General features: G+C 73.3%; 12 protein-coding genes. 10 read left to right on the top strand and 2 right to left on the bottom strand.

Going from position 1 to position 14,125, the window contains the following annotated elements; all coding sequences use genetic code 11:
• Positions 1–67 precede the first annotated feature (67 nt).
• The 3 genes from cobT to AB4K12_RS08500 all read left to right on the top strand — a co-directional run bounded on the left by cobT (position 68) and on the right by AB4K12_RS08500 (position 3,670).
• Positions 68–1,114: a nicotinate-nucleotide--dimethylbenzimidazole phosphoribosyltransferase gene (gene cobT / locus AB4K12_RS08510; protein WP_368433606.1), complete on the top strand. Its 1,047-nt coding sequence runs from the start codon at positions 68–70 to the stop codon at positions 1,112–1,114.
• Between the two features lie 73 nt (positions 1,115–1,187).
• A complete protein-coding gene (locus AB4K12_RS08505; protein WP_368433605.1) occupies positions 1,188–2,954 on the top strand; it encodes a phosphatidylglycerol lysyltransferase domain-containing protein in 1,767 nt (588 codons plus the stop codon).
• A complete protein-coding gene (locus tag AB4K12_RS08500) occupies positions 2,951–3,670 on the top strand; it encodes a hypothetical protein (RefSeq protein WP_362259130.1) in 720 nt (239 codons plus the stop codon). The genes AB4K12_RS08505 and AB4K12_RS08500 overlap by 4 nt, the downstream gene beginning before the upstream one ends.
• On the opposite strand, the gene AB4K12_RS08495 is transcribed toward AB4K12_RS08500, so the two are convergent.
• The gene (locus AB4K12_RS08495) at positions 3,637–4,374 is read right to left on the bottom strand and encodes a hypothetical protein (RefSeq protein WP_368433604.1); all 738 of its coding nucleotides are present in this window, start codon (positions 4,372–4,374) and stop codon (positions 3,637–3,639) included. The genes AB4K12_RS08500 and AB4K12_RS08495 overlap by 34 nt on opposite strands.
• A gap of 72 nt (positions 4,375–4,446) precedes the next feature.
• Between AB4K12_RS08495 and AB4K12_RS08490 the strand changes: the two genes are divergently transcribed.
• From AB4K12_RS08490 to AB4K12_RS08465, 6 genes are all read left to right on the top strand, one after another.
• The gene (locus AB4K12_RS08490) at positions 4,447–5,250 is read left to right on the top strand and encodes an adenosylcobinamide-GDP ribazoletransferase (RefSeq protein WP_368433603.1); all 804 of its coding nucleotides are present in this window, start codon (positions 4,447–4,449) and stop codon (positions 5,248–5,250) included.
• 139 nt (positions 5,251–5,389) lie between these two features.
• Positions 5,390–6,910, top strand: a complete 1,521-nt coding sequence (locus tag AB4K12_RS08485; protein ID WP_368433602.1) for a leucyl aminopeptidase — start codon at positions 5,390–5,392, stop codon at positions 6,908–6,910.
• A 310-nt stretch (positions 6,911–7,220) separates the two neighbouring features.
• Positions 7,221–8,609, top strand: a complete 1,389-nt coding sequence (lpdA, locus tag AB4K12_RS08480; RefSeq protein ID WP_368433601.1) for a dihydrolipoyl dehydrogenase — start codon at positions 7,221–7,223, stop codon at positions 8,607–8,609.
• Positions 8,610–8,658: 49 nt separating this feature from the next.
• Positions 8,659–10,446 (top strand): 2-oxoglutarate dehydrogenase, E2 component, dihydrolipoamide succinyltransferase, encoded by a 1,788-nt coding sequence (sucB, locus tag AB4K12_RS08475; protein ID WP_368433600.1) that lies wholly within the window; start codon positions 8,659–8,661, stop codon positions 10,444–10,446.
• Positions 10,447–10,571: 125 nt separating this feature from the next.
• Entirely contained in the window at positions 10,572–11,195 is a 624-nt protein-coding gene (locus tag AB4K12_RS08470) for a GntR family transcriptional regulator (protein ID WP_086574708.1), read from the top strand.
• A gap of 294 nt (positions 11,196–11,489) precedes the next feature.
• A complete protein-coding gene (locus AB4K12_RS08465; RefSeq protein WP_368433599.1) occupies positions 11,490–12,473 on the top strand; it encodes a helix-turn-helix transcriptional regulator in 984 nt (327 codons plus the stop codon).
• Positions 12,474–12,497: 24 nt separating this feature from the next.
• Here the strand turns inward: AB4K12_RS08465 and AB4K12_RS08460 are convergent, their stop codons facing one another.
• Positions 12,498–13,415, bottom strand: coding sequence for an SDR family oxidoreductase (locus AB4K12_RS08460; RefSeq protein ID WP_368433598.1), 918 nt, complete (start codon positions 13,413–13,415; stop codon positions 12,498–12,500).
• Positions 13,416–13,602: 187 nt separating this feature from the next.
• Between AB4K12_RS08460 and AB4K12_RS08455 the strand changes: the two genes are divergently transcribed.
• On the top strand, positions 13,603–14,121 hold the full coding sequence (locus AB4K12_RS08455; RefSeq protein ID WP_179199113.1) for a DUF4240 domain-containing protein: 519 nt from the start codon (positions 13,603–13,605) through the stop codon (positions 14,119–14,121).
• The last annotated feature ends 4 nt before the right edge of the window (positions 14,122–14,125 follow it).

Genomic DNA, 14,125 nt, shown 5'->3' with positions numbered 1-14,125 from the left:
CGCGCCGCCCCGCCCGAACCCCCGGCAACCCCGGTTGCCCAGGCCCCCCACGGGTAGTGTGTGGCGGATGAGCAGTCTGAATCTTGATGACTTCGCCACGCTGATCGAGCGCCCCGACGCCGGCGTCCGGCGGGACGCCGAGGAACGCCGTGAGCGGCTCGTCCCGTCGGCCGGCGCGCTGGGACGGCTGGACGAGCTCGGCGAGTGGCTCGCCGCCGCGCAGGGCGCGCTGCCCGTGAAGCCGGTGGAGCGGCCCAGGGTGCTGCTCTTCGCGGGCGACCACGGCGTCGCCAAGCTCGGCGTCTCCGGCGGCCCGGCCGGCGGGGCGCACGAGCTGGTGCGGGCCGTGCTCGACGGGGTGAGCCCGGCGGCCGTGCTGGCCCGGCGGTTCGGGGCGGAGCTGCGCGTGGTGGACATGTCCGTCGACTGCGACGCGGCCGACCTGCCCGAGGACGTCACCCGGCACCGGGTGCGGCGCGGCTCGGGCCGCGTCGACATCGAGGACGCGCTGACCGTCGAGGAGGCGGAGCGGGCGTTCCGGGCCGGGATGGCCGTGGCGGACGAGGAGGCCGACTCCGGCACCGACCTGGTGGTCCTGGGCGACCTGAGCGTGGGCGGCACCACGGCGGCCGGGATCCTGGTGGCCGCGCTGTGCGGGACGGACGCGTCGGTGGTCACCGGGCGCGGCGGCTTCGGCATCGACGACCTGGCGTGGATGCGCAAGTGCGCCGCGATCCGCGACGGGCTGCGCCGGGCCCGCCCGGTGCTGGGCGACCAGCTGGAGCTGCTGGCCGCGGCCGGCGGCGCGGACCTCGCGGCGATGACCGGCTTCCTGCTGCAGAGCGCGGTGCGCCGCACCCCGGTGATCCTGGACGGCGTGGTGACCGCGGCGTGCGCGCTGGTGGCCCAGCGGGTGGCGTTCCGGGCGCCGGACTGGTGGCTGGCCGGGCAGGCGAGCGGCGACCCGGCGCAGGCGAAGGCGCTCGACCGGATGGCGCTCAACCCTTTGCTGGACCACGGCGTCACAGTGGGCGAGGGGACAGGGGCGCTGCTGGCTCTGCCGTTGGTGCAGGCGGCCGCGGCCCTGGCGGCGGAGCTCCCCGAGCGCTCCTGACGACGCCGGCCGTGCCGGCGGGGTCGCGAGCGCCCGGATCCCGTCGAGCAAGAGCCCCCTATGGCCACTTTTCATGGGAGATGTCCGCTTGACTCCGGATGAGGGCGCCCGCGGCGGCCCCTGGCAGCGGCGCGCCGCGTCGTTCGCCGTGTGGTACCTACGCGCCGTTACGTTCGTCAATCTGCTCGGCGCGGTCTGGGTGTCCTTCGGCGCCGACGTCCGGCGGCACAACGTCGACGAGTTCTTCACTCCCTACCTGCTGTCGGCCGGCTTCGCCCCGGCGGTGGTGTCGCTGCTCCTGGCGATCACCATGCGCCGGCGCAAGCGGGCCGCGTGGATCCTCAACCTGGTGCTCTCCGGGCTGCTCCTGCTGCTCCTGGTGTTCGTGATGGCCTTCCCGGAGTTCCGCCGGCACGGCCTGAACTGGTTCTCGCTGGTGGCCACCGCGCTGTTCGTGCTCTCCCTGCTGGTGGGCCGCCGCGAGTTCTACGCCAAGGGCGACCGCTCCAACCCCAAGCTCGCCACCGCCGTCGCCGCGGTCGGCCTGCTCGTCACCTCGCTGCTCGCCGCGGCCCTGGTCACCGTCACCAACGAGTCCACCGACGAGCAGCGCTCGACCTTCCTGGACCGCTGGCACTACGGCGTCATGCGGCTGATCACGATCGCCGCCGACGACCAGCGCTACGCCGGCATCGCTCCCCCCGGCTGGGTCAACGTCGTCATCAACGTGATGAGCACGGCGCTGCTGATCCTGGTGCTCTTCGCGGCCTTCCGCTCCCGCCGCGCCACCGACGCCATCACCGCCGAGGACGAGTCGCGGCTGCGCGGCCTGCTCGAGCGGTGGGGCGACCGCGACTCGCTCGGCTACTTCGCCCTGCGCCGCGAGAAGAGCGTCATCTGGTCCCCCTCCGGCAAGGCGGGGGTCACCTACCGCGTCGTCGGCGGCGTCTCGCTGGCCTCCGGCGACCCCATCGGCGACCCCGAGGCCTGGCCCGGGGCCATCGAGCCGTGGCTGACCGAGGCGCGCGAGCACGGCTGGATCCCGGCCGTGATGGGCGCGAGCGAGGAGGGCGGCACGATCTACGCCCGGCACGGCCTGGACGCCCTGGAGCTGGGCGACGAGGCGATCGTGGACACCGCCGAGTTCACCCTCGAGGGCCGGGCCATGCGGACCGTGCGCCAGGCCTACAACCGGGTCAAGCGCGCCGGGTACACCGTCACCGTCCGGCGGCACGAGGACATCCCCGACGAGGAGATGGCCGAGCTGCTGCGCCGCGCCGACGACTGGCGCGACGGCGCGACCGAGCGCGGCTTCTCCATGGCGCTGGGCCGGCTGGGCGACCCGGACGACGGCCGCTGCATGATGCTGGAGTGCCATGACGGCGACGGCGAGCTGCGCGCCCTGCTGAGCTTCGTGCCGTGGGGCCCCAAGGGCCTGTCGCTGGACCTGATGCGCCGTGACCGGGACTCCGAGAACGGCCTGATGGAGTTCATGGTCATCGAACTGCTCCAGCGGGCGAGATCCCTGGGCATCACTCAGGTCTCGCTGAACTTCGCGATGTTCCGCTCCGTCTTCGAGCGCGGCTCCCGGCTCGGCGCGGGCCCGGTGCTGCGGATGTGGCGCTCGCTGCTGAGCTTCTTCTCCCGCTGGTGGCAGATCGAATCGCTCTACCGAGCAAATGCGAAGTACCGCCCCATCTGGGAGCCTCGTTTCATGCTGTTCGAGAAGAGCAGTGACCTGCTCCGCATCGGCATCGCCAGCGCCCGCGCCGAGGGCTTCCTGGAGGCCCCCGGCCTGCCCAAGTGGCTCAACCGCAAGCACCTGGAGAGCCGGCGATGAAGCGCGCGGCGCTGCTCCGCGCCGCGCGCACCGAATGGGGTCCCCTGTACACGGCCGTGTGGGGGACCCTCACCCGAAAGCGGCTGAGGGCCGTCCCCATGACGCTCTCGGCCGTGGCCCTCACGGCCGTCTTCCAGATCGTCCAGAACCAGCCCTGGGGCTTCGGCCCCGTCCAGCGGCTGGGCTCCGTACAGGCCCAGCTCCCCTGGTGGCTCGCGCTGCTGCGCACGCCGCTGTCGCTGTTCGTGCCCGCGCTCGACCTACCGGTGTGGGGGGCGCTGGCCCAGGTCCTGCTCGTCCTCGGCATCGCCGAGTGCGCGGTGGGCCGTTGGCGCACGCTGACCGTCGCGTACGTCGCCACCCTCGCGGGGACGATGTACGCGCGGCTGGCCGTGGCCATCGGCCCGGACTCGCCCTTCGGGCTGCCGGCCGAGGCCGCGAAGGTCATCGACACCGGGCCGTCGGCGGCCGTCGTGGGCCTGGCGATGTACGTCTCCTGGCGCTACCGCGCCTGGTTCACCTGCTCCCTGGTGGTGCTGGCCATGGCCGTGGAGGTGCTCCTCAAGCCCAACCTGGCGGGCAAGGAGCACGTCGCCGCCGTCGCCGCGATGCTCGTGCTGTGCGGCCTGGACGAGCTCCGGCGGCGCCGCAAGCCCCGCCGCGACGCCCACCGGCAGCCGGGTCAGCGGTCCGGCGCGCCCGCCACCAGATCGTGAATCCTGCGCCGCACCGCCGACCAGCGCGCGTCGTGCCGGTACGCGCGCAGCCGTGCCCGGCGCCGGGCGCGGGGCCGACGCCGGTAGAAGCGCCGCGCCCACGGTGATCCCGGCCGGGCCAGCCGCACCGCGGCCACGATGGCCACCAGCGGCACCACGGCGCCGATCAGTGCGAGCCGCGGCTTGCCCTTGGCCAGGGCGAACAGCGCCAGCAGGAAGTTGACGAGGGTGTTGGTCACCACGATGGTGCGGTTCTGCAGCTCGTCCGGCGTCAGTTCGTTGACCCCGAACGGCGCGAAGCCGCAGAGCACCAGCCCCACCAGCGCGGCGGTCAGGACCACGATCTCCACGCTCTTGCGGCCCTGCTCGGTCCAGTAGACGTCGTCCAGGTGCAGTACGAGCGCGAACTCGTCCAGCACCAGCCCGGCGCCCATGCCGAACAGCACGGCGGCCACCGACGCGCCGAAGCCGTGCCGGCCCTCGGCCACCGCCCCGAAGCCGCCGACCACCATCAGCACCACGCCCGGCACCACGTGGTGGACGTGCATCCCGCCCGGCCGGATGTTGCGGAAGGGGCCCCTGCCGGCCCGGATCAGCCGGGTGATGACCCGGGTCACCAGGAACGTCAGCACGAACGCGGCCAGCGCCAGCAGCAGCGGCAGCTTGCCCGGATCGACGATGTTGCGTGCCAGCCAGTGACCCATCGCAACTCCCGCTCCCGTGCCGCGCCCTCCCGGCAAACGTACTGCCGTGGGCGCCGGGATACCCTGCCCGCGATGACCGACACGACCACCGCCCGGGCCGGCCTCGGCGACGCCCTGCGCTTCGCGTTCGGCACCCTCACCGTGCTGCCCGTCGCCCTCACCCGCTGGGACCGCCCGGCCGCCCGCGGCGGGATGCTGGCGGCGCCCCTGGCCGGGCTGGTGGTGGGCGGCTGCGCGGCCGCCGCCGGAGCGCTGCTCCTGCTGCTCGGGGCCGGGCCCCCGCTCGCCGCCGTGGCCGCCGTCGCGGTGGGCGCCGTGCTCACCCGGGGGCTGCACCTGGACGGGCTCGCGGACGTGGCCGACGGGCTGGGCAGCGGCAAGCCGGCCGAGGACGCGCTGCGCGTGATGAAGCGCTCCGACATCGGCCCCTTCGGCGTCGTCACCCTGCTGCTCACCCTGCTTGCGCAGGTCGCCGTCCTCGCGCAGTTGTACGCGGCCAGTTGGACACGCGGCGCGGTCGCGGCGGTCGTCGCCGCCCTCGCCGCCCGCTGCGCCCTGACCCTGGCCGCCCGCGCGGGGGTGCCCGCCGCGCGGCCCGAGGGGCTGGGCGCGGCGGTGGCGGGCGTGGTGCCCGTACCGGCCGCGTGGGCCGTGGCCGTGGCGACCGCCGCCGCGGCCGCGGGGGCCTGTGCCTGCACGGCGGGCGGCCCCTTCCGGGCGGCGCAGGGGGCGGCCGCCGTTCTCCTCGCCCTGGCCTGCGCCGAGGCGCTGCTGCGGCGCTGCCGGCGCCGGTTCGGCGGCGTGACCGGCGATGTGTTCGGCGCCCTGGCGGAGACCGCGGCGACCTGCGCGCTGGTCGTCCTGGCACTGGGCTGACCGCTCCCACCCCGATACGCTCTCGCGTGCCGGATGGCCCGGGCCCTGGCGGCCCCAGCACGGCGCATACGATGCGCAAGGTGTGGCCGGACCACCATCCACGGCCGAGAACTCGACGGAAGTAGGGACACCCACCACCGTGACTGCTCTGACTCTCAGCACTTCCAGTGCGGCGACGCTGCGCGCGGACGCCGTCGTCATCGGTGTGGCGAAGGGCCCGAAGGGCCTCGTCGTCGCGCCCGGTGCCGAAGCCGTTGACCAGGCCTTCGACGGCCGGCTGGCCGCCGTCGTGGAGACCCTCGGCGGCTCCGGCGGCGAGGGGGAGGTCACCAAGCTGCCCGCCCCCTCCGGCTTCAAGGCCCCGGTGGTGCTGGCGGTCGGCCTCGGTGACCTGCCCGCCGAGGGCGACGCCTTCGACGAGGAGACGCTGCGCCGCGCCGCCGGTGTGGCGGCCCGTGCGCTGGCCGGCTCGAAGAAGGCCGCGTTCGCCCTGCCCGTCGAGGACGCCGAGTCCGCCGCCGCGATCGGCGAGGGCGCCGTCCTGGGTGCGTACTCCTTCACCGCCTACCGCGGCGGCAAGGACGAGAAGCCCGCGAAGAACGCCCCGCTGGCCGAGGCCGCGATCCTGGGCGGCAAGCCGCGCGACAAGGCGTTCAAGGCCGCCGTCGAGCGCGCCACCGCCGTGGCCGCCGAGGTCAACCGCGCGCGCGACCTGGTCAACATGTCCCCCAACGACCTCAACCCGAAGTCGTTCGCCGCCCAGGCCCAGGCCGCGGGCAAGGAGTTCGGCCTCAAGGTCGAGGTGCTGGACGAGAAGGCGCTGCTCAAGGGCGGCTTCGGCGGTCTGATCGGCGTCGGCCAGGGCTCGGTCAACCCGCCGCGCCTGGTGCGCGTCGCCTACACCCACCCCAAGGCGGAGAAGACCCTCGCGCTGGTCGGCAAGGGCATCACCTACGACTCGGGCGGCATCTCCCTGAAGCCGGCCGGCCACAACGAGACCATGAAGTGCGACATGGCCGGCGCCGCCGCCGTCCTCGGCGCGGTCCTCGCCGTCGCCCGGCTCGGCGTGAAGGTCAACGTCACCGGCTGGCTGGCCCTCGCGGAGAACATGCCCTCCGGCAACGCCACCCGTCCGGGCGACGTGCTGCGGCTGTACGGCGGCACGACGGTCGAGGTGCTGAACACCGACGCCGAGGGCCGCCTGGTGCTGGCCGACGCGCTGACCCGCGCCTCGGAGGAGAACCCGGACGCGATCGTGGACGTCGCCACCCTCACGGGTGCCATGGTCGTCGCGCTCGGCGACCGCACCTTCGGCGTCATGGCCAACGACGACGCGTTCCGCACCTCGCTGTACGAGATCGCCGAGGAGGTCGGCGAGCAGGCGTGGCCGATGCCGCTCCCCGTCGAGCTGCGCAAGTCCATGGACTCCCCGGTGGCCGACATGGCCAACATCGGCGAGCGCATGGGCGGCGGCCTGGTGGCCGGTGTCTTCCTGCGGGAGTTCGTGGGCGAGGGCATCGCCTGGGCGCACCTGGACATCGCGGGCCCCGCCTTCCACGAGAAGGCCCCCTTCGGCTACACCCCCAAGGGCGGCACCGGCTCCTCGGTGCGCACCCTGGTCCGGCTGGCGGAGCGCACCGCCGACGGCGACCTGGGCTGAGTCACGGGTCTCGTGCCGGCTCCGCGGCCCCGGGCGACGCCCGGGGCCGCGGCCGGTACGGTGGCGTGTTCGCTACGGACGAAACCCGCATGAACCGGCACGTTCGTACGCGCGAGTAACCCCCTGAAGGTGACGCATCAGTCGTCCCACAGCCCGGCCCGGCGTCCCGCCGTCCGTCAACAAGTGCGAAGATGTTGTCTCGGCAGGACAGGGCCCCCGTAATCACAGGGCCGAAGAAACGCGGCCGAACAACAGCCGCCGCCCGGTCACCGACGACCGGCCCGGCGTACCCATGCATGGAGGACGTGACGTGGCGAACGACGCCAGCACCGTTTTCGACCTAGTGATCCTCGGAGGCGGTAGTGGTGGTTACGCCGCTGCCCTGCGTGGAGCGCAGCTGGGTCTCGAGGTCGCCCTGATCGAGAAGGACAAGCTGGGCGGCACCTGCCTGCACCGCGGCTGCATCCCCACCAAGGCTCTGCTGCACGCCGGCGAGATCGCCGACCAGGCCCGTGAGGCCGAGCAGTTCGGTGTCAAGGCCTCCCTGGAGGGCATCGACATCGCGGGCGTCCACAAGTACAAGGACGACGTGATCTCGGGCCTGTACAAGGGTCTGCAGGGTCTGGTCGCCTCCCGCAAGGTCACCTACATCACCGGTGAGGGCCGCCTGTCCTCCCCCACGTCCGTCGACGTCGACGGGCAGCGCATCAACGGCCGTCACGTCCTGCTGGCCACCGGCTCCACGCCGAAGTCGCTGCCGGGCCTGACCATCGACGGCGACCGCGTCATCTCCTCGGACCACGCGCTGGTCCTGGACCGCGTGCCGAAGTCCGCGATCGTGCTGGGCGGCGGCGTCATCGGCGTCGAGTTCGCCTCCGCGTGGAAGTCCTTCGGCGCCGAGGTCACCATCGTCGAGGCGCTTCCCCACCTCGTCCCGGTCGAGGACGAGAACAGCTCCAAGCTGCTGGAGCGCGCCTTCCGCAAGCGCGGCATCAACTTCTCCCTCGGCTCCCGCTTCTCCGGCGTGGAGTACACCGCCGACGGAGTGAAGGTCTCGCTGGAGAACGGCAAGACCTTCGAGGCCGAGCTGCTGCTCGTCGCCGTCGGCCGCGGCCCGGTCTCCCAGGGCCTGGGCTACGAGGAGGCCGGCGTCGCGATGGACCGCGGCTACGTCCTCGTCGACGAGTACATGCAGACCAACGTGCCGACCATCTCGGCCGTCGGTGACCTCGTCCCGACCCTCCAGCTCGCGCACGTCGGCTTCGCCGAGGGCATCCTGGTAGCGGAGCGTCTGGCCGGGCTCAAGCCCGTGCCGGTCGACTACGACGGCGTGCCGCGCGTCACGTACTGCCACCCCGAGGTCGCCTCGGTCGGTATCACCGAGGCGAAGGCCAAGGAGCTGTACGGCGCCGACAAGGTCGTCACCCTGAAGTACAACCTCGCGGGCAACGGCAAGAGCAAGATCCTCAAGACCGCGGGCGAGATCAAGCTCGTCCAGGTGCGGGACGGTGCCGTCGTCGGCGTACACATGGTCGGCGACCGCATGGGCGAGCAGGTGGGCGAAGCCCAGCTGATCTACAACTGGGAGGCGCTGCCCGCCGAGGTCGCGCAGCTCATCCACGCGCACCCGACGCAGAACGAGGCCATGGGCGAGGCGCACCTGGCCCTGGCCGGTAAGCCGCTGCACTCGCACGACTGAGTCCCGAGCGCACGACCATCCGCACTAATCGTAAGGAGCAACCGCAATCATGGCGGTTTCCGTAACCCTGCCGGCGCTCGGCGAGAGCGTGACCGAGGGCACTGTCACCCGTTGGCTCAAGGCCGAGGGTGAGCGCGTGGAGGCCGACGAGCCGCTGCTCGAGGTCTCCACCGACAAGGTCGACACCGAGATCCCGGCCCCCGCGGCCGGCATCCTCGCCTCCATCAAGGTGGCCGAGGACGAGACGGTCGAGGTCGGCGCCGAGCTGGCCATCATCGACGACGGCACCGGCGCCCCCGCCGAGGCCGCCGCTCCGGCCGCCGCCGAGGCCCCGGCCCCGGTCGCCGAGCCCGCCCCGGCCCCCGTGGCCGAGGCCCCGGCCGCCCCGGCGCCCGTCGCCGAGGCCCCCGCCGCTCCGGCCGCCGGTGGCGCCCAGGGCACCGACGTCGTCCTGCCCGCGCTGGGCGAGTCGGTCACCGAGGGCACCGTCACCCGCTGGCTCAAGGAGGTCGGCGAGACGGTCGAGGCCGACGAGCCGCTGCTCGAGGTCTCCACCGACAAGGTCGACACCGAGATCCCGGCCCCCGTCTCCGGCACCCTGCTGGAGATCCTGGTCGGCGAGGACGAGACCGCCGAGGTCGGCGCCAAGCTCGCCGTGATCGGTTCTGCTGTTGCCGGAGGCGTCGCCGCTCCGGCCGCCGCCGCTGCCCCGGCCGCCCCGGCCCCCGCCGCCGCCCCGGCTCCGGTCGCCGCTCCGGCCCCGGCCGCGCCGGCTCCGGCTCCGGCCGCCCCGGCCCCCGCCGCCCCGGCCGCGCCCGTCGCCGCCCCGGCCCCGGTCGCCCCGGCCCCCGCGCCGGTCGCTCCGGCCGCGCCGAAGGCTCCGGCCGCCGCCGCTCCGGCGACGGACGGCGCCTACGTCACGCCCCTGGTGCGCAAGCTCGCCGCCGAGGCCGGCGTCGACCTGACCACCGTCGCCGGCACCGGCGTCGGCGGTCGCATCCGCAAGCAGGACGTCATCGCCGCAGCCGAGGCCGCCAAGGCCGCGCCGGCTCCGGTCGCCGCTGCCGCCCCGGCCGCCGCCGCCCCGAAGGCCCCGGCCCTCGAGGCGTCGCCGCTGCGCGGTCAGACGGTCAAGATGCCGCGCATGCGCAAGGTCATCGCCGACAACATGATGAAGGCGCTGCACGGCCAGGCGCAGCTGACCTCCGTGGTCGAGGTGGACATCACCAAGATCATGCGGATGCGCAACAAGGCCAAGGACGCGTTCGCGGCCCGTGAGGGCGTCAAGCTCTCCCCGATGCCGTTCTTCGTCAAGGCCGCCGTCCAGGCGCTGAAGGCCCACCCGGTCATCAACGCCCGGATCAACGAGGACGAGAACACCATCACCTACTTCGACTCCGAGAACGTCGGCATCGCCGTCGACTCGGAGAAGGGCCTGATGACCCCGGTCATCAAGGGTGCGGGTGACCTCAACATCGCGGGCATCGCGCGCAAGACCGCTGAGCTGGCCGGCAAGGTCCGTTCCAGCAAGATCAGCCCGGACGACCTGGCCGGCGCGACCTTCACGATCAGCAACACCGGCTCGCGCGGTGCGCTGTTCGACACGGTCATCGTGCCCCCGAACCAGGTCGGCATCCTGGGTATCGGTGCGACCGTCAAGCGCCCGGTGGTCATCAACCACCCGGAGCTCGGCGAGACCATCGCGATCCGCGACATGACGTACCTGGCGCTCTCCTACGACCACCGCCTGGTGGACGGTGCCGACGCGGCCCGCTACCTGACCACGGTCAAGCAGATCCTCGAGGCCGCCGAGTTCGAGACCGAGATCGGTCTCTGACCCGAGCGTTCCGACGGTAAGCGCTGAAGGGCGCGGCCCCGGCTCCGTACTCCGTACGGGCCGGGGCCGCGCCCTTACGTGTGCCGACATAATGACGTACCCGGCAGATCCGACCAAGGAGAGAAATGACCCCGCCCGTCGTCCATTCGCTGCGCGAGCAGATCCGCGAGCACATCCTCGAGGGGATCGTCAGCGGGCGCTGGCAGCCGGGCGAGCGGATCGTGGAGCGGCGGATCGCCGCCGAGCTGCTGGTGAGCCAGACCCCGGTGCGCGAGGCGCTGCGCGAGCTGGAGTCGCTGCGGCTGATCGAGTCCGTGCCCAACAAGGGCGTGCGGGTCCGCGACCTGACCGCCGCCGACCTCAAGGAGAGCTACCCGGTCCGGGCGGGCCTGGAGCAGGTGGCCGCCGAGCTGGCCGCGGGCGCCCTGGCCGAGGACGTCTCGGCGCTGGAGCGGGAGGTGGCGGCCCTGGAGGTCGCCGACCGCGCGGGCGACAGCGAGGCGCAGGCGCGCCACACGGTGGCCTTCCACCGCGAGATCGTGCGCGCCGCGGGGAACTCCGTGCTGCTGCACACCTGGGAGTCGCTGGGCATCGAGGTCTGGACGACGCTGTCGATCCGCTGGCTGAGCCCGGAGCCGCGCGCCCACGCCGAGGACCACGCGGAGATCGTACGGGCCTTCCGGCGCCGCGACCCGGCCATCGGCGAGCTCCTCAAGCGGCACGTCCTGAGCTGCGCGCCCCGCATCTGATCCGCGCCGGAACCCCGGCCGTACCCCTCGAAAGGCGCCGAAAGCCGCCGAAAGCCGGTCCGGTCCACGCCGGAAATCCGGCCCGGTCCGCATCCGATTCCCGCGAGGGATTGATCGATCATCGATCAAAGGCGTATCGTCTCCGCCGGAGCCGTCGCCGCGCGCCCTGTCCTGTGTCGCGGAACGGTCCGAAGGGGTGACGACAGGACCCCATGCGTCATCCGTGCCCTGGCTGCGCACGGGCTCCTGTCGTCGTGCCCCGAACCGACGGGCGGGCCCCGGCATGATGAGGTCATGCGTGCGGCCCGTCTGATCAAACTGGTGCTCCTCCTGCAGTCCCGCTCGTCCATGACCGGGACCGAGCTGGCGCGCCGGCTCGAGGTCTCCGAGCGCACCGTCGCCCGGGACGTCCTCGCGCTGTCCGAGGCCGGCGTGCCCGTCTACGCCGACCGCGGCCGGGCCGGCGGATACCGCCTGATCGGCGGCTACCGCACCCGCCTGACGGGTCTCGGCCGCACCGAGGCCGAAGCCCTCTTCCTCTCCGGCGTACCGGCCGCCCTGCGCGACATGGGCCTGGCCGACGCCGCCTCCGCCGCCCGTCTGAAGGTCTCGGCCGCCCTGCTGCCGGAGCTGAGCGACGCCCCCACGAGCGCGGCCCAGCGCTTCCACCTGGACGCCCCCGGCTGGTGGCAGCCCCACGACCCGCCCGACCTGCTGCCCTCCGTCGCCGACGCCGTCTGGGACGACCGCCGCATGACGGCCCGCTACGCCGGGCCGGGCGGCGAGGTCGAGCGCGACCTCGAGCCGTACGGCCTGATCCTCAAGGCGGGCGTCTGGTACCTGGCCGCCCGCGCGGACGGCGACGTGAGGGTCTATCGCGTGGACCGCTTCACGGCGGTGACCGTGGGCGAGGCCCGCTTCCACCGCCCCGAGACGTTCGACCTGCCGGCCTTCTGGGAGGAGCGCGCCGCCGCGTTCGCCCGCTCGATCCTCCGCGACCGCGTGGAGCTGCGGCTGTCCCCCGACGGCGCCCGCCGCCTGCCGTACGTCACCGACCGCACGGCGGCCCACGAGGCCCTGGGGGCCGCCGACGCCCCGGACGAGCTGGGCCGCGTCGCCGTCACCCTGGCCGTGGAATCACGGGACGTGGCGTACGAGCAGCTGCTGGCGCTGGGCCCGGAGGCCGAGGTGCTGGGGCCGCCGGAGCTCCGCGAGCGCTTCGCGCGGGCGGCGACCCGGGCCGCCGCCCTCTATCGGCCCGCCGGCGGCATGCCCTAGGGCGGACACGCCCTCGGACACGCCCTAGCGGTAGTCCTCCACCGGCGCGTCCTTGCCGCCGAACACCACGTCCCGGAAGTACCCCATGGCGTCCGGCCGGGAGCCGTCGGCGTCGGTGAACCCGTAGACCCTGGCGAGCTCACCGCTGGAGAGCGACCGGCCGTTCCACCGCGCCCGGTCCGGGTCGGCGGCGAGCGCGGCGAGCGCGCGGCCGATGTAGACGGGCGACTCGGCGACGGCGAAGTGCGGGCTGTCGGCCACCGCGTCCCGCCATGTCTCCTCCGTCACCCCGAAGTGGTCGAGCATCGCCTCGGACCGCAGGAAGCCGGGCGTGAGGCTGACGGCCGTCCCGCCGTACTCCTGGAGCTCCTTCGCCAGCCCGAAGGCCATCCGGGTGGGGGCGATTTTGGCCAGGTCGTAGAAGAGGTTGTCGCGGTAGGTGCCGCGGTTGAACTCCTCCGTGCCGTCGGTGATCTCGACGACCAGGCCACCCGGCCGCCGGATGAGCAGCGGCAGGGCGAAGTGGCTGGTGATGGCGTGGGCGTCGATGGACAGGCGCAGCATCCGCAGCCCGGCGGCGAGGTCCGCCTCCCACACCTTGGTGTCGAACTGCAGCAGGTGGTCGCCGCCCCACACGTCGTTGACGAGCACGTCGAGGCGTCCGTGGTCCCTCTCGACGCGCTCGACGAGAGCGCGCACCCGCTCCGGCTCCAGGTGGTCGGTGGGGACGGCGATGCCGGTGCCGCCGGCGGCCGTGATCAGCTCGGCGGTCTCCTCGATGGTCTCGGGCCGGCCCACCTCGCTGCGGTGCTCGCGCGTGGTGCGCCCGGTCGCGTAGACCACGGCCCCGGCGCGGCCCAGCTCCACGGCCATGGCCCGGCCGGCTCCCCGGGTGGCGCCGGCGACCAGCGCGACCTTCCCCTCGAGTGCACCCATGTCCATCCGTCCTCTCTCTCCTGCGTTCGACGACCGCGTTCGACGACGAGGAGGACGTTGCCAGCGATACCAGACATCTGTTGTCCTGATTTTCCGGCAACCGGGCACCACCCGCCTCCGGTAACAACACGGCCGCATCCGGAGCCCTCCGGGTGCGTCGCCCCCCTCCAGGACCGATGCTGGTCCCGTGATGATGGACGAGACGGAGTTCTGGGAGCTGATCGACAGCGCACGAGAGACCGCCGAGGGAGACCCCGAGGACCAGGCCGACCTGCTGGTCGAGAAGCTGACGCAGCTCGACCCGGACGCCGTGCTGGACTTCGCGCGGCACTTCGAGGCGCGCTACAACCGTGCCTATCTCTGGGACCTGTGGGGGGCCGCGGCCGTGCTCCTCGACGGAGCGAGCGACGACGTCTTCGACTACTTCCGCTGCTGGCTCATCGGGCAGGGCCGGGAGGTGTTCGAGGGCGCCGTGCACGAACCGGACGCGCTCGCGGACCTGCTGGAGGACTTCGACGAGGACGTGGACGGGGACGGCGAGGACCTGGGCTACGCTGCCGACGAGGCGTACGAGCAGCTGACGGGCGTGGAGACCCCCGACCTCGGCCTGCCCCCGCAGCCCTCCGAACCGCTCGGCACACCGTTCGACCTCGAGAACGAGGCGGTGCTGGCCGAGCGTTTCCCCCGGCTCTGGGCCCGCTTCTCGTCCTGACGGG

This window comes from Streptomyces sp. C36 (genome assembly GCF_040932295.1).
Classification (GTDB): domain Bacteria; phylum Actinomycetota; class Actinomycetes; order Streptomycetales; family Streptomycetaceae; genus Streptomyces; species Streptomyces triculaminicus.
Note: the sequence above shows the minus strand (reverse complement) of the source record. Positions and strands in the feature narration are given on the sequence as shown.

Coding starts and splice junctions, on each gene's coding strand:
- AB4K12_RS08500 (WP_362259130.1), top strand. CDS start 2,951: ATGAAGCGCGCGGCGCTGCTCCGCGCCGCGCGCACCGAATGGGGTCCC.
- AB4K12_RS08455 (WP_179199113.1), top strand. CDS start 13,603: ATGGACGAGACGGAGTTCTGGGAGCTGATCGACAGCGCACGAGAGACC.
- sucB (WP_368433600.1), top strand. CDS start 8,659: ATGGCGGTTTCCGTAACCCTGCCGGCGCTCGGCGAGAGCGTGACCGAG.
- AB4K12_RS08495 (WP_368433604.1), bottom strand. CDS start 4,374: ATGGGTCACTGGCTGGCACGCAACATCGTCGATCCGGGCAAGCTGCCG.
- AB4K12_RS08505 (WP_368433605.1), top strand. CDS start 1,188: ATGGGAGATGTCCGCTTGACTCCGGATGAGGGCGCCCGCGGCGGCCCC.
- AB4K12_RS08460 (WP_368433598.1), bottom strand. CDS start 13,415: ATGGACATGGGTGCACTCGAGGGGAAGGTCGCGCTGGTCGCCGGCGCC.
- AB4K12_RS08465 (WP_368433599.1), top strand. CDS start 11,490: ATGCGTGCGGCCCGTCTGATCAAACTGGTGCTCCTCCTGCAGTCCCGC.
- AB4K12_RS08470 (WP_086574708.1), top strand. CDS start 10,572: ATGACCCCGCCCGTCGTCCATTCGCTGCGCGAGCAGATCCGCGAGCAC.
- cobT (WP_368433606.1), top strand. CDS start 68: ATGAGCAGTCTGAATCTTGATGACTTCGCCACGCTGATCGAGCGCCCC.
- AB4K12_RS08490 (WP_368433603.1), top strand. CDS start 4,447: ATGACCGACACGACCACCGCCCGGGCCGGCCTCGGCGACGCCCTGCGC.